A 21,121-nucleotide genomic window follows, 5' to 3' on the forward strand; every position below is an offset into this window, starting at 1 on the left:
GGGGGTCGCGGGTTCGAGTCCCGTCCGCTGCGCCATATTTAAAACGAATTTAAACGGTTAAGTTTAAGCAAGTTTCGCCTCAAGTATTAGTTTACTTGAGGTTTTTTTGTTTTTAGGCTTTGACGCATTATAAACGAGGCGTACTCATCGTAATAGAGACGCCTTCTGTTTCGATAAATATTATCGCTATTATTACATCACTACCCCTCTTAGAGCTTTGCTATTAGTACCTAAACGTACTGGTTCAAAGCACCCCTTCTAGTCAATCGTGACCCATCTACTATGAGTATTCAGTAGTACTAAAAAAGCTACTCATAACAACTACTCATATGGCAACCACTGATTGCTCTTTTTTATAATTATCAAACCCTGCGGTAGCTATTATCGCAAGTCAAGGAAACGCTATGGCTTTTCGCCCTCCGTTAAAACATCTGCATATAAAGACTCAGGACTCAGGATTTTTTGAGGGTCTTAATCGCTTTGTGGCCCTGAGCGCTCTACTACTGATATCTTTAGTTGTAATTTGGATATTAAGTGATATCGAGCGCTCCGGTATCGTCCTCAGTGCTATAAAAAACTGGTCTTATGCTAATCTTAGTGGCTATTATATTTATGCCGTTTCCTTCTACATCATTGTCTGCCTGACCGTCATATTATGGCCCTCGTTTGGGCGCACTAAGCTTGGAAATGATCCCAATGCAAAACCTGAATTTTCAAACTTCTCATGGTTTTCAATGATCTTTGGGGCCGGCATTGGTATCGGGGTATTGACCTATAGCGCCGCCGAGCCGCTTTGGCATCTGTCCAGTAACCCTGAGACTATCATGTCAAAAGACTTGATTATGGCAACGCTAAGTAATAACGGTATTAGGCTGCCTGAAGGGGCGGATGTCTTTGCTGTTTATCAAGAGCAAATTGCGGCCAACACGATAGCGCCTATTGATGGTGTGGTGCTACCCAGAAGCGAGGAGGCATTATCTGCCGCTTACCGTTACTCTTTTTTGCATTGGGGTATTAGTGTCTGGGCGACTTATAGTTTAGTCGGTATCTGCTTGGCGTTTTTTAGTTATGCACGCGGCTTACCACTAACGATGCGCTCTGCTCTCACACCACTGTTTGGTAAGCACTTAGAGGGCAAGCTTGGCGATATCATCGATATCTCAGCGGTGATTGCCACTATCTTTGGTATCTCGCAAACTATTGGAGTGGGATTGAGCACCTTTGCTTCAGGCTTATACAGCATTACCGGAGCTGAGTGGCTAGTGACTAACACGGCGAGTCCTGAACCGACCACTGGCGCGCTGCTGTTATCGTTATTTATCGTGATGTGTCTATCGACTGCTTCTGCGCTATCGGGAGTGGGACGCGGGGTGAAATGGCTCAGTAATATTAATATGGTATTGTCGATCTTATTACTGGCTTTCTTCTTGATCTTTGGCGCGACGATGTTTGCCTTAGAGATGCTCGGTAAAGGTATTTTTAACTATATCGTCAATCTACCGGCGATGATGTTTACGGTTTGGGATCCAAATACAGAGCTTGGCAGTTGGCAGACCAGTTGGTCTATTTTTTATTGGGCATGGTGGATTGCATTTGCGCCATTTGTCGGTATGTTCTTAGCGCGCATCTCTAAAAACCGTACTATTCGTGAGTTTGGCCTGATAGGTATCGTCGCGCCTAGTCTGACGCTATTTATTTGGTTCACTTTAATCGGTGGTACGGGTATCGATTTGGAGCTCAGCGGCGTCGCAGGAGGTCAGATATTCGACTCAGGCTTAACCGCTCAGCTATTTGAGATTATAGGCTTTATACTGCAGCCAGCGATTGCTATCGGCGTCTCCGCGATGGTTGTGGTCCTCTTGCTTACTTATTTGGTCACCTCAGCCGATTCAGCGATATTAGTGATTAATCTCATCAATGCGGCAGGTAAGATCAACATTAAGAATAGAGCCAAGCATATTCTTATTTGGATTGTCGCTTTGACCGCGGTGATTGCTGCATTACTTCTCGCAGGTGGACTAGATGCCATTACTTCTGCCATGATTATCGCGGCGGTGCCCTTCTCGTTTATTATTATCTTAATGGCGATCAGCTTATTAAAGGCGCTTATTGTCGATCTGATACAAGCGCGAAAGTCTTAAAGTTTTAGCGTTAACGGTGTAAAGTTTAAGTATTTTCAACCTCAAACAGTGATCTGTTTGGGGTTTCTACTTTGGTTAGATGGATTATCTTTCACATCCGTACAGCGAACTATTTATTATCGTTAATGATCAAAAAGACCCAAATACCCCTTCTCTTCCTAAATGCTCTGTTTCATTTACAAAAAAGCAAAGCTGACCATTTGGTCAGTTATTCTTTATAAATCATAAACTTAGTGAACTCTTTCGTTAAATACTGACTATATAGCTGATTTTGTTCGCTAATTTTCTATTGTCAGCGCCTTTAGAACGTGCTTAACTGTTTCAGATTGTTAATAAATATTGCAATAAGTAACCACGTGACGCCTCAATCAACTGTGATTCACGTGATTACCCTACTAGGCATTTCCCTTTATAAACGGCTACAGCGAAAGTAAAAAACTTTGCATTTAGAGCTAAGGATCAGCTTTCAATGAACGCCGTTATTATAAGTTAAGCCTGTTTTCGATAGTTAACTATGTTTCGCCTACGACTGTACATAAAGGAGTATTACTGTGCGTCATCCTCTCTCAATTGCATCAACCTCTGTGACCGAGATCAAAAAACCTTGCCTAAATATTAAACGCTCTGTTACCAAACCATTAGCCACGGCTTTTATCGCTACACTAGCACTAGGAGCGATTAGCAATGCGCAGGCTAAAGTGCTGTTTTCAGATACTAGCGTTTCACTGCTATACGGTGAGGATTATGAGCTAGCAAAAGATGGCGAGCTGACTACGCTCACGCTTGAGCATGCCTCTGCGCATACTTGGGGCGGCGTGTTTTTCTTCGTTGATCGCTTGCAAGGCGCGAGCGATAATGAGAAAAGCCGAGCCAAAGACATCTATGGCGAGCTTGCGCCTAAATTTAAAGTCGCAACCTTTAATGATAGCTTTGTCAAACAAGTCAATTTTGCCGCTCAATACGAGTTTGGCTCCAACTCTAGCGGCTTTAGCCAAGACAACTATCTGGTTGGAGTCGGTGCGGATCTCGATGTGCCTATCGAAGGTATGAAATACGCTTCCGCTTCCTTGTATCATGTATTCAATAACAACTCAGGCCCTAATGACGCTGATGATCAGCAAATTACTTTGACTTATGGCTGGGAGAAAAACAACTTCGTCGTTGATGGCTATATTGATTACTCATTTAACAATGATGATTTAGAAGATCAGCTACATATTAATCCGCAAATTAAGTACAATTTGCAAGAGGCGCTAGGCATCGATAACCGTATTGAAGTGGGTTTGGAATACAGTTACTGGCGTAATAAATTTGGTTTGGATGGCGTCAATCAAAGCGTACCTAGTGCTTTAGTAAAAGTGCATTTCTAAATCTCAGTAGCCCCATTGTAATAGCGTTAGACAATATCCAACCCTCATTCAAGCTTAATGTTGAATGAGGATTTTTTTTGCTTCAAAATAAATTGATATTCACTAAGAAAACGGACTAATTACCTTATGAATGACACCTTACCTAAAGCGTCGCTAGGCTACTTCCCTACGCCCTTGATTGAATTGACACGTTTAAGCAAAACGCTTGGCGGCCCCAATATCTATATGAAGCGCGATGACAATACGGGACTCGCGCTCGGCGGTAATAAAACGCGTAAGCTTGAATACATCATGGGTGATGCGTTAGCCAAAGGCGCGGATACGGTGATTACCGCAGGCGCTATTCAGTCCAATCATTGCCGGCAAACCGCAGGAGCCGCAGCAAGCCTCGGGCTTGAGTGTCATCTCGTCTTAGGCGGCGAAGAGCCCGAGCAGCCGCAAGGTAATCTACTACTCGATAAAGTCTACGGCTGCCATATCCACTGGGCAGGCGAGAACCGTAAGGGGGAAGACATTCCAGCCCTCGTGGCACAGTTAAAAGCTGAGGGCAAAAAGCCTTATGTCATTCCTTACGGCGGCTCAAATGAGTTAGGTGCGCTGGCCTTTATCGAGGCGTACAAAGAGCTTAACGCGCAGCGTGAGGCGTTAAAGATAGATTTTAGCCATATTATCTTCGCTTCTAGCTCTGGGGCGACTCATGCCGGCTTAATGCTTGGCAATAAAATACTGCAGACTCATAGTCAAATAGTCGGCATCAATATTGATAAAGGTGAGATGGATAAAGTGCCTTTTAATGAGCATATCGTGAGCCTAGCCAACAGCACAGCGCAGTTGATTGCAGCCGATTATCAGTTCACTGCGGACGATCTGATACTCAACTCTGATTATGTTGGCGACGGTTATGGGGTGATCGGCGTGCTTGAAAAAGAAGCGATTGCATTGACTGCGCAAAACGAAGGTATTTTGCTGGACCCTGTTTATACGGGACGCGCGATGGGCGGACTCGTCGATATGATACGCACCGAGCAAATCAAAGCAACCGATAACGTCTTATTTTGGCATACTGGCGGCGCGCCGGCGCTATTTGCCTACGCTGATGATTTAGATATACGTTAACGAAACTTGCACAGCGCGTAAAACCTTCTAAATTGAAAAACCACTGATGATCTAGTATCTTTTGCCTAAAGATTCGGTTTAGCAGCAGTATTGTTCATTCTATTTTAAAGGTTTTTTATGGGTCAAATCAGTGACTGGGTACTCTCTATCACGGCGAAGTTTGGCTACTTTGGCATTATCTTTGCCATGTTTGCCGAAAACGTCTTTCCGCCTATTCCCTCTGAGGTCATTATGCCTGCTGCTGGGTTTGCCGCCTCAAATGGTGAGCTTAATCTCATACTTGCCATACTAGCAGGGACGCTTGGCGCGGTACTTGGTGCGTTACCACTGTACTATTTAGGCCGCGTGTTTAATGAAGAGCGCTTGATAGCCTTAACCAAAAAATATGGCAAATTTGTTTTTGTAAAACCTGACGATATCAAAGCTACCAATGAATGGTTCGATAAGCACGGTAAAAAAGCGGTATTCTTTGGTCGTATGGTGCCTGGTATCCGCTCGTTCATCTCGATTCCTGCCGGTATGAATAATATGCCGATGCTACCGTTTTTGGGACTCTCCGCACTTGGTGCGAGCATTTGGACGACAGGTCTGACGCTCGCGGGTTACTATATGGGCCAAAACTACGAGGTTATTGAATCAACGCTCGCACCTTACTCGACAGGTATTGGCATCCTTATCGTTGTCATTATTATTGGCTGGTTTGTAAAGCGGCGTTTATCTGATAAACACTAACAAACGCGCAGGCCGATAATCACTAAGTGCTAACGCCTTGATTTACTTGTCGATAGCGTCCAACCCTAAGCGCATCCAAGTAATCGCCTGCTCTTGATGCTCTGTCATCGCATTCCAAATACCGTCTTCGCTAAAGATAGAATGAGCCTCACCAGAGTGCTTAATCGTGACATTAGCCTTGCGATCTTGCATCCACTGCGGACTTAAATAATACTCTTGTACCTCAGACAGTAGCGCTTCTGCCTCTCTCCAATCTTGCTGCGCCTGTAATAACTTTGACTGTAGAGCAGACCAACGCTCAAATTTGTGTTGTATGTCTTGTGGATCAATGTCTTGTGGATTAATAGCTTCGCTCATCAGATAACTCCTATTTATAGTTGCAAAAATCTCTTCAGAATTTCAAATCAGCTAATACCTTGTCTTTACACTGCTCTTTACCTGTGATAATTCAAAGTAAACCATCCGCTAAAACTATAGAGTTTTAGCGGATGGTTTATAAAGATCATTCAAGTAAAATTAGCATTTAATCACTGATTTGCTCACGGTTATGCGGCTCGTTAAAGTCAATAACTGGGCCAAGTGGTATGATCTCAGTCGGATTGATAGTGTCATGACTGGTATAGTAGTGCGCCTTAATGTGTTCCATATTGACAGTCTCGCTGATACCGGGCACTTGATATAGCTCTTTGAGATAATTCCAAAGGTTAGGATAATCAATAATACGGCGAATATTACATTTAAAATGACCGACATAAACCGCATCAAATCTTACCAAAGTGGTAAATAGTCGCCAATCGGCCTCAGTAAGTCTATCGCCTACTAAATAACGGCTCGTTGCCAGACGCGCCTCTAATTTATCAAGGCCGTCAAACAACTCGGTTACCGCCTCTTCATAAGCCTCTTGCGTTGTCGCAAAGCCTGTTTTGTAGACGCCATTATTGACTGATGAATAGACCTGCTCATTAATCTCATCAATCTCGTTTTTTAGATCATCTGGTAGTAAATTAAGCGGTGTTGCCCCGACTTCATCAAAGGCGGAGTTGAACATACGGATGATCTCAGAGGACTCATTACTGACGATAGTATGGGTTTTTTTGTCCCACAATACAGGGACTGTCACGCGGCCGGTATAGTCAGATTTTGCTGCGATATACACCTCATACATATAATTGGCATGGTTGATCGGATCTTGAATAACGCCGTCGCCGTCTTTAAAGGTCCAGCCGTAATCGCGCATAAACGGATGCACTACCGATAGCGATATCATATCCTCAAGCCCTTTGAGCTTACGATAGATAGTCGTGCGATGCGCCCAAGGACAAGCTAAAGACACATATAAATGATAACGGTTTGGCTCAGCCTTAAAGCCGCCCTTTCCTGTTGGGCCTGCGCTACCGTCTTTGGTTACCCAATTGCGAAAGCCCGACTCTTCGCGTTTAAAGCGGCCGCCAGTAGCATCCGTGTCATACCACTGGTCTTGCCACTGTCCTTCTACTAATAATCCCATCATCTTATCCTTATCAAAACATTATGCTTTTTAATGAACTCTATAAAATTCTGCTTATGCTCATTTAGGCAAAGCACTAAGTGAATATACGTTCATGTTAGCTTGGTCCGACTATAACACTTTACTCGCCAGCTATACATTAGAGTAAACAAATATGACTCTGAATCGTAAAACCTGTCTGCTGGCTAAATGCAGGTGCTAGAAATCAGTAGAAGACGATACAGCAATTAATCTGGACGCTAACCACCTAATAGCTAACACTTTCTTACCTAAATTACTCACCGTTACACTTAGGCTATTTTTACGACAATTCTTGTCTAATTTGAGCTATTAAACCATATTATTATGACTTTATAACTGAGCATAGCTTTACTATTAATAGCTCTGTTCTTACATGACTGACGCCTAAAATTATAAAAATAACTTTAAAATTATAATTATCAATACTTAACCCTATTAGCCATGAATTACGTAGATGCTCAAGGATAGATCATGACCGTTAATAAAGTGACTGCTTTTGCGCCTAATTTCACTATTTATCATTCAAGCCGCAGCTCTTATGCTGAAGGTTTGGACAATGAGGATACGGCTAGTTTAAGTTTTCAGATTATGACTCGTGCTGAACCGTTTGAGGTTGTCACAGCGACTATTGAGTCTTTGCTAGCCATTAAGTCCGCTAATGACGAGATTCTCATTATCGATAACAACCATACAGATAAAGCCTTGTACGAGCCTTTGGCCGCTTATTGCGCCAGTTTGGCAAGTGAGCTTAAAGTACGTTTTTATCATGTGGATAAAGTCGCTAATTTTAAATCAGGAGCGCTGAACTTAGCGCTAGAGTTGATGGACGCAAGCTGTAGTCATATTGTGGTAGTCGATAGTGATTATCAAGCGCTCCCTCATGCTAGAAAAGCCATCGCTCAAGCAATAGTAGACTATCCTACTCATGCTTTGTTGCAGTTCCCGCAGTTTTATCGCGATAAAGGCCTAATAGATGTGCATAGCGAATTAAACCATTATTTTAATTATCATCTGTACCGCCCTTTCAACCGTCAGCGCGCGTTATCGACGGGTACTTTTGCAGTTATTCGCAGGCAAGCCCTTACCCAACTAGGCGGCTGGTCTGGCGCGTCTATTACTGAAGATGCACAAATGGGCGTCTTAATGCACCGGCAAGGGCTGAAGAGTCAGTTTATCCCTAAAGTGATAGCGACAGGTCTGTTGCCAAATACTTTGCCGGATCTTATCTGTCAAAGACAGCGCTGGATTTATGGCAATATGCAAGTGCTGAGCTCTTATTTTGCTACTGATAAGCAAGCGTCGGTAGCAGAGAAAACACCTTTTAAAGCTCAACAAAACTCTGAGCGCCTATCTTATATCAGAGCGCATCTCTCGCAGCTTAGCGCTTGGGTCAACTTCACTGGCTTATTTATTTTGTTGCAGCTAACGTGTGTCCTGATGGTTACTGGCGCTTTATTACTTAATTTTGCAGCAAATTTTCAGTTATTACTCGCGCCTTTGTATGCCGTTTTTGCCAGCTACGCGCTGTTTCTAGGCAGACGCTTTTGGGCTTATAGTCATGATAGCGCCCCTCTTAATCAGCAAATACATAGCGCTAAACAAACTAGTAGTAAGCCTGCCTCTCTTCTACAAAGATATGAGTCGTTAAAAAAACAAACGCGAGCTTGGCTGCTGCACCTGAATTTTTGGGAGTTTGGCGCTTTATCGTGGATGCCAGTACTTTGGGGCCGTGATAAACCTTTTATTTGTACGCCCAAACAAGCTAATAGTAGTACCTCTCGCTCGACCTTTATAGCTAATATCAGGGCGCTACCTAAACTGCTATTGACGCTTAACTTGGCTACTTTGCTACTAGTTGCGCCTTTTTCTCCGCTTTATTCGCCAGTGTTGTTTGCAGCCGCTTTAGTGATTTGTTTGATAAAAGTGTTTGCTGCCAGTGTGGCGCTAGACAACTATCGTTATCAGCGAATAGAGGGACAAATTATTAATTTTAAAACGCGTAATCAGCGTAAAGCTGTGCGTAAGCCAAGCAAAACGGCTACCTCATTAGCAAAGGCTAAAGCTATTCCATCAACAGCTATGAGCCGTCACTCTATTAATAAAGCTTATACGGACAAAGAAGCCGCAAGCTCTTAGCTGTTTTTATTCAGCTTGTGCGGCTATTGATAATAAAAGCTATAACGAACGTTTAAACCGGTATAAATATAATACCGGTATAAATACAATACTTACATTCTCCTTATCGCCCTTTACTGGACACATTATGTCACTGACACATCCTAAAGCTTCGATGCAGATTCGCTCTGCGCCGCTCATGCATGCGCCTCTAAAGATCGCTATCATCGCTCATTCGCTCTATCCGATTGCACAGCCTTATGCTGGCGGTTTGGAGATGATTACTCAGCTACTATGTGATGAGCTAGTCGCGCGCGGTCATGACGTACTGCTCTATGCTCATGAGGACAGCCAAACGCAGGCTAACCTACAGCCGCTCATGACTCGTGAACAGTTTGATACTTTAGTTTATGACAATGAGCACGACTCTGTCGGCATGAGCCGTGAGGATATGTATCAGTATCTTGTATATCAGCAGGCGCTTAGCGATATCATTGCCAGAGACAAACGCGGCGAGATTGATATCGTCCATAACCATAGTCTGTATCACGTACCGATGCTAACGGGTCAAGCATTTGGTAAGCGTTTTTTTACTACCTTTCATACGCCTATTTTTCCGCATATACGCTTAGCTTTATTAACCTTGCAGCAAGGCACTGCCACGCAATTTACCTCAATCAGCGCTCATCAGCAGCAGCTGTTTGACGAGTTTGTGCCATCACATGTGGTCTATAACGGTATCGATGTCGACTCTTTTACAGCCAATATTGAGCCTATTAACGAGGAGGTTTATTTTTGGTATGGGCGTATTTGCCCCGAAAAAGGCACCCACTTAGCGATGCAATACTGTCAGGCAGCGGGTAAACGCTTGATTATCGCAGGTCCCAAAAGTAATCAAGAGTATTTTGATAGCAAAGTTGCGCCACTACTGGCAGCGGATGCCGATAAGGCAGAGGGCGAGGCGCTATTCACTTACGTGGGTCACTTAACCAAAGATCAAATCAACGACTATTTGTGTCAAGCAACCGCCATGCTATTTACGAGTACTTGGGATGAGCCATATGGCCTCACTTTGGCTGAGAGCTTAGCCTGCGGTACGCCAGTGATAGGCTTCAACGTAGGCGCTGCGGCAGAGATTATCAACGATGAGACAGGTATTATTGTCCCTAAGTATAATGAACAGGCCTTTGTAGCAGCTTTTGATACTATTAAGACTCGCTCAAGAGCGGCTTGTCGTGCGCGTGCTGAGCAGTTTTGTTCGGTTGCGGCTATGGTCGATGGCTATGTCGATTTATATAGACAAGCGTTATCGCTAGAACCTTTAGTATCAGATAGCGCTAATTTTAAAGCTAGCAATACTGTTTCAAATATTAATCGTCAAAATAGTGCTGATAATCCAAGTGAAACGACTACTCAAAATAAAGACGAAACTAGGAAGCAAAAAGTTGAAAGAGTCGTTTAATTTTTACTCTAAACCTTTATATAATCTTTGGAATTTTTATGCGCATTGGCTATTATGCTCATCACCACGGCTCAGGTCATTGCCGACAAGCGGATAAACTAGCCGCGCTTATGCCTATCAGCTTACGTAACAACTTTATCGTTTTTACCAGCCTTACCATAGACGCTTATACTTTTACGACTATCAAAAATGACCAAATTATTCGTCTTAATGCAGAGGATGAGCGAGAGGATGATATTTTGGCTGGCCGTGCAGGCAAGTACTGGCAGCCGGCAAGTCTGCATTACTCTCCTATAGGTAATCACGATATCCAAACTCGTAGCCTGCAGCTTATTAACGGTATTCAGCAGCATAGCATCGATCTAATGATTATCGATGTCAGCGTTGAAGTCGCTATGCTCTGCCGCGCCGCTAGCGTGCCTTATCTTTACGTTAGGCTTGCAGGTGTTCGCGATGACGATCCGCATCTCAACGCTTTTGCCGGGGCCCTAGGCTTACTTGCGCCCTACCCGAAAGCCTTAGAGACGTCTGAGACCGACGACTGGCTTCAACAAAAAACCTTATACTTAGATTTTTTGCCTGAAAAGAGCGCCAAGTCCATCTCTTATGATGCATTTATAGTATCACTAGCCGATCTAATCAAAGACGATAATAATGGCTCAAACCCTGCTACAAAGTTTAATCTAACCGATAAAGCTGAACAAAACCCAAAGATTATTACAGTGATTAAAGGCTATGGTGGCCATGAAGCGATTGACGCTAAGCTGCCAAAACTGCGAGAGATGCACCCTGATGCCTTGATTATATCGCTTGGGCCAATCGCTGATAACAAACGTAGCTATGTTGATATCGCCGCGCAAGTAACCGATGTCTCGCCTTTTCTTATGCATAGCGATCTGTTGATAATGGCGTGCGGACTCAATGCTATCGCCCAAGCTTATCATCACAAGACGCCATTAGTAGTGCTACCAGATGAGCGGCCACATCGTGAGCAAGAAGTAATGGCAGAGGCGCTTATCGCACAAGGGCGGGCGATGAGTTGGCAACAATTTGTAGACGTGTCAAAAAACCCTCCTAGTCTCGGCAGTTTACTCACTTCATCTGCTAAGCCAGACAGCAACCGAGTGAGTAACAATACGGTAGATGAAACAAACACTAAAACCGCGGCCCAAGCCTTGATGGACAGCTTTATTGAGTATCCGGCTACTAAACCCTGGTTTCAGGACTGGTTATTACCAAAGCTAGATATGACTCCTAAATGATTAATACAATAAAAATAAACTATGAATCAAGCAAACCACCCTCGACCTAAAACTATCGATGTCAGCGTCATTACCACTTGCTATGGTCGTAATCGCCACCTTTATAACCTCCTTAGTAGTTTAGCTAATGGTAGCGTGCAGCCTGCTGAGATCATTATCGTCAACGATGATGCTGACCCTAAGCGCTTAGCTGAGTATCCACTCAATATAGTGCAAATCCCTACTTCGGACAGTAAAGAGAGGGATTTAGCAGCGGCTAATCAACGAGATCTGCTGTCGGACAACGAAAACGACGCTATAGAAAAAACAGGGTTCGATATTGGCCGAAACCGCAATCTTGGCGCAGCTAAAGCCAGTTATGAGCAGCTGATATTTTTGGATGTCGATTGTATCGTGTCGACGACTTTTACCAAGCAATTAAGCGCGAAGCTAGCCGCGCATCCCAGTGCCCTGCTGATGGGTCAGCCGCTCTATCTGACGCGTCCGCTAACCGATAATGAGTCTGGTAAATTACAACAAGGTGATTGGGGCAATGCTGAACTAAACGCTCTCGCGGTGACTAATCCTTATCGTCATAACCTTGTTGCACAAGCGGTTGAACAAGCGGTTGAGCAGGCGGTTGAACAAGCTGCCGAATCCACTGACAGTATAGAATTAGAGTCCGCGAAGATAACTAACAGAGCGAAAAGAACAATTGAGCGTACACAAGACTATGGCGCGTTTTGGAGTTTATGCTTTGCCATTAGCCGTACTCAATTTGAAAAGATTGGCGGTTTTGATACTCATTATGTCGGTTATGGCGCAGAAGACACGGACTTTGCTTTTATGGCACGCGAACTAAATATTGAGTTTTATTTGACTTGCGATGTCATCTATCATCAGCAGCACAGTGTCTATCGTCCGCCGCTCAATCACCTCTCAAGTATCGTTGTCAATGCCAATCGCTTTTATGAGAAGTGGCAACACTGGCCCATGGGCGGCTGGCTTGAGAGCTTCGCTGATATGCAGCTTATCAACTGGCAGCCTGAGCAGCAAAGCGCCATCACTATCACTCGTCAGCCTACAGATAATGAGATTGAGGCTGCACATTGCCCTGACGCGCCCTACGTTTAGACTATCACCTAACCAAAAGCATCTAACCAAAAGCACTTAACCCAAATCATTTAGACTCTACAAAAAAAGCACCCTAACTCGGATGCTTTTTAGCTTTTGCTTCATTTTATAAAAAACATTTAATCGTTAAGCTTTGATCTATGCCACTTTAATTTATGCCACTTCAATTTATGCCAATAGTCACTTTTAAAAAAAGGCATAATCAGATCCGCTCACCAGCCACTTAAAGACACCGCGCTACGCTGGGTGATAAAACCATCTGGCGTTTGCCCATTAGCCGCTTGCCAGCGCTGAAAAGCCTTGCGCGTATTGGTACCGATGATACCATCAGCGCCCTTGGTATCGTAGCCTGCGCTAGTCAAACGGCGCTGCAAATTTTTGACTTGTACAGTTGATAGCGGACGCTCATATCGCGGCCATGATGTGCGTAGGCCACTTTGACCTGTTATGGCTTTGCCAAGTAGACTCACGCCCAATGCATAGTTAGAAGAGTTGTTATAGACTTTGATCACATCGAAGTTTGGGCTTAGCAGCAAGATTGGACCATCCTTACCGGCTGGTAACCACAGCTCCATCATCGTATTGGCATCTAGATTGACATCTTCTATAGTGTCGAGACCCATCGACGCCCATCTTGCCGCTGTTTGCTTCGTGCCGACTAAAGAGTAATCGAACGAGGCAGGAAGCGTCGCTTCATAAAACGGCGCCAGACCGCGTACCCACCCTGAAGCGTTGAGATAATTGGCCGTGGAGGCGAGCGCATCTTTGGTAGACCACGGGTTACGATGACCGTTATAATCGCCATCCACCCCATAATCGAGCCAAGTCTTTGGGATGAACTGCGTCTCACCCATGCCGCCAGCCCATGAGCCATCGAGCTGCGACCAATACACATCACCGCTCTGCAATAAGTCAGCCAATGCTAAGAGCTGCTCTTCGGCAAACGCTTGGCGGCGGCCATCATAGGCAAGGCTGGAAAGCGAGCTTGGTATATAGCTGTTACCTGTCACTGCGCCAAAAGACGACTCCATACCCCAAATCGCCGCTATTATCTCAGCCGGAACACCATAACGCGACTCGAGACTAGATAAATAAGAACGCTGCTCGTTAAACTTGCGCTGGCCAGTACTGACTCTACCACTTGATACGGCGGAGTCGGCATAGTCCCATGGCATTTTAGAAAATTCTGGTTGGCTCGAGTCTAGCGAGATGACTTGTTGATTGAGATTAGCTGAGGCTAATAAACGCTGAATATCGGCAGGGTTTTTGCCGGCAGATATCGCGCGCATACTGAAGTCTGACTTCCAGTCTGAGAAACTAGTATAGCTTGGTTTTGGTGCAGGCGTTACCACTTGCGGTCTGACAACTGGCTTTGGCTTAACCGTGATGGTTTGCGTTTGGGTGACTTGCACATTACCTTGGCGTACCGGCTTAGTCGGCTGAGTGGCAGGCTTTTGGCTAGCACAGCCTACAACCATAAGCGTAGGTAGCAAGATTGCGATGTGATGTTTTTTGAAAATCATGAGCGTCTCGAGTATTAATAACAGGTGAAATAAGGCACATACAGGACAATATAAAACGAAGGCAGCAGTAGCACAATCCGTTGCTCGCTAAAAATCACTTTAGCAACAAATAATAATAAAGTCGATGATATCAACAAATATTCTAAATGATAAAAAAGGTCGCTATCTGTGGATATCGACCTTTATACCATTACGTTTATGGCTATACTTTTTGACGAGAAACTACCTTGCCAAATAAGCGGTCATATCCTCTACCCCATGCAAAGTCATCGGATACATGTGGTTGTCAAAGATCTGTTTTATCTCAGTGATGGTTTGCGTATAGGACCAAAATGCGGCTTCTTCTGGGTTAAGCCAAGCGACTTTATCGAAGTGCGCGAGCATACGCTTTAGCCATACTACTCCCGCTTCGTTGTTCATATACTCAACGCTGCCGCCAACTGAAAACAGCTCATACGGTGACATAGATGCGTCCCCTACAAATATCACTCGGTACTCGCGCCCGTACTTATTAAGCAGCTCGTAAGTCGGCATAGGATTACTATGTCGGCGATTATTATCCTCCCACACATAGTCATACAGACAGTTATGGAAGTAGAAAAACTCTAAGGTTTTAAACTCATTTTTCGCCGCTGAAAACAGCTTCTCTAAGGCTTCAACATGGATATCCATACTGCCGCCGACATCGAATAGCATGAGTACTTTGACGCGGTTACGGCGCTCAGGCTGCATATGAATATCGAGCACGCCTTTTTTGGCGGTACGCTTAATGGTCTCATGAATATCTAGCTCATCCTCGCTACCAGTACGTGCAAACTGACGCAAGTTGCGTAGCGCCATTTGGATCTGGCGCGTGCCAAGCTGTTTATCATCATCAAGGTTACGATACTTACGCTGCTCCCAGACTTTGACTGCACTGCCTTTACGCGACTCACCGCCGACGCGTACGCCTTCGGGATGATCGCCATAAGCGCCAAAAGGTGAGCTGCCACCGGTACCGACCCATTTACTGCCGCCTTGATGACGCTCTTTTTGCTCTTTTAGGCGCTCCTCTAGCGCTTTCATCAGCTCCTCTAACGAGCCATACTTATCTAACAAACGGCGCTGCTCATCGGTTAGGTTTTTGGGATCGAGCTTGAGATCGAGCCACTCTTTGGGGATATCGGTCAGCTTATTCATCAGCTCATCGATATCTAAGCTATCCACGCCTTCGAAGTAATCTGCCATCGCCCGATCGAACTTATCAAAGTGACGCTCGTCTTTGACCATGCAAAGCCTTATCAGCCGATACATGTCCTCACGACTGGCAAAAGTCTGCAGCTCTGCATACTCTGAGTCTGCTGAGCTCTCAGGATGCGGCTGCATCATCAGCCCTTTATCGAGCGCGGCATTGAGATCGAGCAGCTCGCGAGTCGTAACGGGTACGCCGTAAGTTCGCAGCGTATAAAAGAGTTTTATAAACATGATTGTCTCTCACTTATTGACAGGCCTAGCTAGCAAAATGGCTCATACGAGTTTATCGTAAACGCCCTACAAAGCTCGTTATTAACGGCGCATCATATTGGCAAAGCGCTGTAATAAATTGACGTCAGCTTCGTTCTTAAGTAGCGCGCCATATAACGGCGGAATAGATTTTTCGCCGCGTAAGTTTTCTTCGAGCTCTTCTTGTGCCATGTCGTCAGCTAACAATAGCGTTAACCAATCGACCAACTCAGAGGTCGAAGGCGGCTTTTTAAGACCTTGCAAATTGCGCAGTTTATAAAAGAGATCGAGCGCATCATTGACCAACTTTTCTTGGATATTAGGGAAATGCACCTCGATAATTTGACGCATGGTTTGCTCATCAGGAAAGTCGATGTAGTGAAAGAAGCAGCGACGCAAAAACGCATCAGGTAGCTCTTTTTCGTTATTAGAGGTAATGATGACCACTGGGCGCTGCTCAGCTGAGATGGTCTCACCCGTCTCATAGACATAAAACGACATTTTATCGAGCTCATGCAATAAGTCATTAGGGAATTCGATATCGGCTTTATCGACTTCATCAATAAGAAGCACACTACGCTCCTCACTCGTAAACGCCTCCCACAGCTTACCGGGCTTGATATAGTTGCCGATATCATAGACTTTATCATCGCCAAGTTGCGAGTCGCGCAGACGTGATACTGCATCATACTCATACAAGCCTTGCTCAGCTTTGGTCGTGGACTTAATATGCCAAGTAATCAGCGGCATACCTAGACTCTCGGCTACCTCTTCAGCGAGCAAGGTCTTACCTGTGCCCGGCTCGCCCTTTATCAACAGTGGCTTTTGTAGCGTCATCGCCGCATTAACGGCGAGCTGTAGATCGTCAGTGGCAATATAAGTATTGGTACCGGTAAAGTTCTTTTGGTTATTGTCTGCCATAAAATTAAATCTCAATATTAGTGGTTAGGATGTGTTGAAAATAAAGGCGTTTGATAGATGCTAAATTTAGACATTATCATGCAATAAAAGCCATGAAATATAAATAATTTAAGATTAGCATAACCGGTGTTAATGCCAAAATACTGATGGGTTTGCAATTTTTAGTTACGATAGTCTATGCCTTATAAAAAACAAACAATGAAACGGATATAAAACCGTATATTTGAGCAAGCTAATTTGGATATAAAAGTTATAGAAAGAAAAAAAGACACTAAATAGTGTCTTTTCTTTAATGCTAATACCATCCAAAATAATGTTTACTGCGTATTGCCATTAGTCTTTTTTATCTACGTGCGACGCCGCTTCATTACTTGGTTTTTTACTATAAAATCCTTTCACAGGCTTTTTGGTAGGGCTATCAGACGCTTTAGGCTCAGCTGCAAGGTCGTTTGTTTGTGCGGTTTGTGCGGTCGGTACTGGCTCGCTATGTTTTTTTTCTAAGTAGTTGCCTGATGCCAGTTGCATATTAGCTTCGGTGTCTTCAGCACTATTGCGCCGCGCCTTATCGAGACTGGACTCAAAAGCGCCGCGGATCAGTTGCCAAACAAAACCGATAAACAAACCGACCACTAGCACCACTAAGATAGGCAGGGAGTTACTCACCGCTGAGGCAGTATCCTTCATCAATAGTGCATAAATCACGCCGATACTAGCAGGCGCGATCTCGCCTTGTTCGCCAAGCGCGGTACCGGGCGCTAATAGTACGGCAAAGATAACCATCCAAATCATACCACCAAGTGGCTTTGGCAAAACGCGTGCAACCAAAATCCATAATAGCAAGACGATGACCGTCCCGCCTAGATAAGCGTACATAGGTAAGTCGGCAGGTGGTACGTTTTTGACCATCTGACTCCACCAAATCACAATCTCACCAAGAATATCGCTGAGCTGCTCAAGTGGCAAAAAATTTAAAATACCTTTCAACCAATCCATGCTTATTCAATCACCTACGTTTAGTGATGCCGATGTCAAACGACGTCTAAGTTAAAAACTCTGTTAAAAAACTATATCAAGAAACTATGTTAAAGAACTATGTTAAAAAGTTATGCTAAAAGCCGGTGTCAAAAACCTTTGCTAAAAACCTTCATTAAAAATATTCTTTAAACACTACACTAAAGCACTATGTTAAAAAGCACTATGTTAAAAGGCTATTTTATCACGACTTATGAAGGTACGACATGTTCTAATCATACTTATTGTCTTGCGCTTCTTTTGCGCGCATCTCGGCCTGCCGGCGCATCACGTCTGCAGGCGGCATCTGTACAAAATATCCTTTCTCTTGTAGCTTAGCCAGCACTTCCTCTTTATCGACTCGTGCAAGCTTCTTGGTATTACTAAGGTCTAAATGCATCACAAACTTGCTCGTGCCTAGCCCTGCCCGAAAGTCTTTGGGTAGTACACTGAGCCAATCTTTGATCTCGTCGGTGTCATCTGGGTAATCAGGGCGCGCTATGTAAACGTACATATCTGGATGTTTAGGGAATTTATAAATGTCACAATGCATAACCATTACCTATCTGTAAAATATTTATCAAAGTTATGGCTGTAGCCTAGCATAATTTGACTAATTATCTGTAGTGGCTTTACGTTTTATTGCGCGAAACGCTGAGCTGATAGCAGCTCAACCGCACTGCTAACCCTAAAACAATATCTGTAAAGGACAATCAGCCTCTTAACGTAGCAAAAAAAGACGGTTAAATGATTAATTTTGATTAAACGCTTAATTAAACACCAAGATGCCTTGTAAAACAGCGGGTAACCTTTCATAATAAAAGGGTTTTTCAGGAGAGAGTTTTATCATTATGGCAATAGCCTGTAGCTATGACCAATGACAAGACCACCGAAGGCGCATCTACCCTGCCAATCGCTCAGGTAAAAGGACTGAAAAACTCATGCCTATTATTACGACTTGATAATAGCTTAAGTATCCAAACTATTATCACAGCACACAACTGGGCATAACAAATCTGGAGAGTGGTGAAGACTTATAGAGCTTCATCCACCGAAGGGGAGAAAATACGCTGTTGCCTTTTCACTATAAAAGTGAGGACTCAATAGCGTATTGAAAATCTCAGGTCACAGGACAGATAGGGCTTATATGCAATTGACACTGCTAGTGTTTTTGCGTAGCTTTATTTTGTGCCACCCTTTTTATTGCCAACGGTGTCGTTGGTATGGTTACCTCTCATTATGGTTTACTTGCTTCCTTTATACTATTAATCAATAAAGTTAATCAATAAAGTGTCATTATTGGATCGCTCACCCTAAGATCCACTAGTAATGACCTTGATAACTCTGTAATCAAAGTCATTAGCTTGATTATTATTGACTTACGATTTGACTGATAAATAGTAGAGGCGGCGTAACTACAAGGATTTGTTATGACTGACTCTAATACTCAAAACACTGACTCTACAACACCTTTAGCTCCTAAGCGCACCCCTCTGTATCAGTCGCACGTCGATAGCGACGGCAAGTTGGTGGACTTTTCAGGTTGGGAGCTACCTATTCATTACGGCTCACAAATAGAAGAACACGAAGCGGTGCGTACCGATGCTGGAATGTTTGACGTCTCGCATATGGTCGTCGTCGATATCAGCGGCGCTGATGCTAAAGCTTGGCTACAAAAGCTGCTGGCGAATGATGTTGCTAAACTCAAAACCGTGGGTAAAGCGCTGTACTCGCCGATGCTAAATGAGCAAGGCGGTATTATTGATGATTTAATCGTCTATCTAATGAATGAGGCCGAAACTGAGTACCGCATCGTCTCTAACGCCGCCACTCGCGACAAAGATATCGCTCAGTTCCATAACGTTGCTGAAGGGTTTGAGGTCACTTTAACAGAACGCCCAGAGCTTGCCATGATTGCGGTACAAGGTCCAAAAGCGGTTGAAAAACTAGCCAAAGCCAAGCCAAGCTGGTCAGAGACGCTATCAGGTCTTAAGCCTTTTGTTGGTGCGGATTTGAGCGATATCGAAGGCCAAGATTGGTTCGTTGCGCGCACCGGCTACACCGGTGAAGATGGCGTTGAGGTCATTATGCACGGTGATGACGCGCCGGTCTTTTTTGACTTATTAAAAGATAATGGTATTAAGCCTGCTGGCCTCGGCGCTCGCGATACACTACGTATGGAAGCGGGTATGAACCTTTATGGTCATGATATGGACGACAATGTCAGTCCTTACGAGTGCAATATGGGCTGGACGCTGGCGCTAAAAGACGAGCGTGAGTTTGTCGGCCGCGACGCTTTAGTCAGTAAGCGTAAGCAGGCAAAAGAGAATAATACCGCGATGAAGCAAGTTGGCCTGCTTATGACTAGCCGCGGGGTGCTGCGCGAAGGTATGGAAGTGACCATTAACCAAGGCACTGACAATGAGCAGACCGGCGTCATCACTAGTGGTACCTTTTCCCCTAGTCTCAAAAACTCTATTGCCATCGCTCGCGTACCCGCTAGCCTCTCAGAGGAAGATACGGTACAGATCGACTTGCGCGGTAAAGGCAAGTTTGTCGATGTACGCGTATTAAAGCTACCTTTTGTGCGTAACGGTCAGCAGCAATTCGACTAATACTATTTGTTTTGCCAGTCCCATCACTGATAATATTACAGTCAGCTTTAGCTATCCGCTTTATCTGATGATAAAGTTTGCATTCATTATAAACCACCCGCTACTCTTTAGGAGAGAACTATGAGTAATGTCCCAGCAGAACTAAAATATATCGCCAGCCACGAATGGCTACGTTTAGAAGACGACGGCACGGTTACTGTCGGTATCACTGACCACGCCCAAGACTTGTTAGGTGATGTGGTATTCGTTGAGCTACCTGATGTTGGCGATACTATCGCTGTTGATGATGAGATCTCAGTCGTTGAATCTGTCAAAGCTGCCTCGGATGTCTACGCCCCTATCTCAGGCGAAGTCGTCGCTATCAACGAAGCCTTAGAAGACGATCCGGAAATTATTAACTCAGACCCGTATGGCGAAGGTTGGTTCTTTAGAATGAAGCCGGACAATATGGACGACTATGAAGCGCTACTAAGTGCTGAAGAGTATGAGAACGAGCTGTAAGTCTTAAGCCCTCATAGCTTATATAAAAGGTTTTGCAGGTATTGGTGTCAGTAGGTTCTATACCAGTAGACTCTGAGGTCAATATCTGCCCTTATTTTTAAGCCTTTTATACATTTGTACGTTTGAGCTTATAAGTCTGCTGCGTAATACCTACTAGATAAATAGTATACGCAAGCACTATCTAAATATTACGTGTTATCACGTTTTATCATAATACAGCTTAGGTTTT

General features: G+C 44.2%; 17 protein-coding genes and 2 riboswitches. Of the genes, 10 read left to right on the forward strand and 7 right to left on the reverse strand.

Annotated elements, in window-relative coordinates; all coding sequences use genetic code 11:
* The first annotated feature begins 404 nt into the window (after window positions 1–404).
* From I3248_RS09075 to I3248_RS09090, 4 genes are all read left to right on the forward strand, one after another.
* The gene (locus tag I3248_RS09075) at window positions 405–2,141 is read left to right on the forward strand and encodes a BCCT family transporter (RefSeq protein ID WP_238063374.1); all 1,737 of its coding nucleotides are present in this window, start codon (window positions 405–407) and stop codon (window positions 2,139–2,141) included.
* Window positions 2,142–2,692: 551 nt separating this feature from the next.
* The gene (locus I3248_RS09080) at window positions 2,693–3,511 is read left to right on the forward strand and encodes a DUF5020 family protein (RefSeq protein WP_238063375.1); all 819 of its coding nucleotides are present in this window, start codon (window positions 2,693–2,695) and stop codon (window positions 3,509–3,511) included.
* A 126-nt stretch (window positions 3,512–3,637) separates the two neighbouring features.
* Window positions 3,638–4,627: a D-cysteine desulfhydrase family protein gene (locus I3248_RS09085; protein ID WP_238063376.1), complete on the forward strand. Its 990-nt coding sequence runs from the start codon at window positions 3,638–3,640 to the stop codon at window positions 4,625–4,627.
* Window positions 4,628–4,744: 117 nt separating this feature from the next.
* Window positions 4,745–5,359, forward strand: a complete 615-nt coding sequence (locus I3248_RS09090) for a DedA family protein (RefSeq protein WP_025647112.1) — start codon at window positions 4,745–4,747, stop codon at window positions 5,357–5,359.
* Between the two features lie 42 nt (window positions 5,360–5,401).
* Here the strand turns inward: I3248_RS09090 and I3248_RS09095 are convergent, their stop codons facing one another.
* A complete protein-coding gene (locus I3248_RS09095; RefSeq protein WP_238063377.1) occupies window positions 5,402–5,716 on the reverse strand; it encodes a DUF4298 domain-containing protein in 315 nt (104 codons plus the stop codon).
* A gap of 166 nt (window positions 5,717–5,882) precedes the next feature.
* Complete coding sequence (locus I3248_RS09100) at window positions 5,883–6,866, reverse strand: glutathione S-transferase family protein (protein WP_238063394.1); 984 nt, start codon at window positions 6,864–6,866, stop codon at window positions 5,883–5,885.
* A gap of 492 nt (window positions 6,867–7,358) precedes the next feature.
* Here I3248_RS09100 and I3248_RS09105 point away from each other — a divergent pair, with 492 nt between their 5' ends.
* From I3248_RS09105 to I3248_RS09120, 4 genes are all read left to right on the forward strand, one after another.
* On the forward strand, window positions 7,359–9,023 hold the full coding sequence (locus tag I3248_RS09105) for a glycosyltransferase family 2 protein (RefSeq protein ID WP_238063378.1): 1,665 nt from the start codon (window positions 7,359–7,361) through the stop codon (window positions 9,021–9,023).
* A 127-nt stretch (window positions 9,024–9,150) separates the two neighbouring features.
* Complete coding sequence (locus I3248_RS09110; RefSeq protein WP_238063379.1) at window positions 9,151–10,464, forward strand: glycosyltransferase; 1,314 nt, start codon at window positions 9,151–9,153, stop codon at window positions 10,462–10,464.
* A gap of 38 nt (window positions 10,465–10,502) precedes the next feature.
* Complete coding sequence (locus I3248_RS09115; protein WP_238063380.1) at window positions 10,503–11,726, forward strand: hypothetical protein; 1,224 nt, start codon at window positions 10,503–10,505, stop codon at window positions 11,724–11,726.
* 21 nt (window positions 11,727–11,747) lie between these two features.
* Window positions 11,748–12,839 (forward strand): glycosyltransferase, encoded by a 1,092-nt coding sequence (locus tag I3248_RS09120; protein WP_238063381.1) that lies wholly within the window; start codon window positions 11,748–11,750, stop codon window positions 12,837–12,839.
* Between the two features lie 212 nt (window positions 12,840–13,051).
* Here I3248_RS09120 and I3248_RS09125 read toward each other — a convergent pair whose 3' ends face one another.
* From I3248_RS09125 to I3248_RS09145, 5 genes are all read right to left on the reverse strand, one after another.
* The gene (locus tag I3248_RS09125) at window positions 13,052–14,362 is read right to left on the reverse strand and encodes a lytic murein transglycosylase (protein WP_238063382.1); all 1,311 of its coding nucleotides are present in this window, start codon (window positions 14,360–14,362) and stop codon (window positions 13,052–13,054) included.
* 222 nt (window positions 14,363–14,584) lie between these two features.
* Window positions 14,585–15,826, reverse strand: coding sequence for a VWA domain-containing protein (locus I3248_RS09130; protein WP_238063383.1), 1,242 nt, complete (start codon window positions 15,824–15,826; stop codon window positions 14,585–14,587).
* An 81-nt stretch (window positions 15,827–15,907) separates the two neighbouring features.
* Window positions 15,908–16,765, reverse strand: a complete 858-nt coding sequence (locus I3248_RS09135; RefSeq protein ID WP_025647121.1) for a MoxR family ATPase — start codon at window positions 16,763–16,765, stop codon at window positions 15,908–15,910.
* Between the two features lie 333 nt (window positions 16,766–17,098).
* On the reverse strand, window positions 17,099–17,758 hold the full coding sequence (locus tag I3248_RS09140) for a hypothetical protein (protein WP_025647122.1): 660 nt from the start codon (window positions 17,756–17,758) through the stop codon (window positions 17,099–17,101).
* Window positions 17,759–18,008: 250 nt separating this feature from the next.
* Window positions 18,009–18,329, reverse strand: coding sequence for a YcgL domain-containing protein (locus I3248_RS09145; protein ID WP_025647123.1), 321 nt, complete (start codon window positions 18,327–18,329; stop codon window positions 18,009–18,011).
* A 268-nt stretch (window positions 18,330–18,597) separates the two neighbouring features.
* Window positions 18,598–18,719, forward strand: a riboswitch (glycine riboswitch).
* A gap of 63 nt (window positions 18,720–18,782) precedes the next feature.
* Window positions 18,783–18,922: riboswitch (glycine riboswitch) on the forward strand.
* A 284-nt stretch (window positions 18,923–19,206) separates the two neighbouring features.
* Between I3248_RS09145 and gcvT the strand changes: the two genes are divergently transcribed.
* On the forward strand, window positions 19,207–20,391 hold the full coding sequence (gcvT, locus tag I3248_RS09150; RefSeq protein ID WP_238063384.1) for a glycine cleavage system aminomethyltransferase GcvT: 1,185 nt from the start codon (window positions 19,207–19,209) through the stop codon (window positions 20,389–20,391).
* A gap of 120 nt (window positions 20,392–20,511) precedes the next feature.
* Window positions 20,512–20,892, forward strand: coding sequence for a glycine cleavage system protein GcvH (gene gcvH / locus I3248_RS09155; RefSeq protein WP_025647125.1), 381 nt, complete (start codon window positions 20,512–20,514; stop codon window positions 20,890–20,892).
* Window positions 20,893–21,121 lie beyond the last annotated feature (229 nt).

Origin of the sequence: Psychrobacter sp. Ps3 (assembly GCF_022129275.1) — a bacterium.
GTDB lineage: Bacteria > Pseudomonadota > Gammaproteobacteria > Pseudomonadales > Moraxellaceae > Psychrobacter > Psychrobacter submarinus.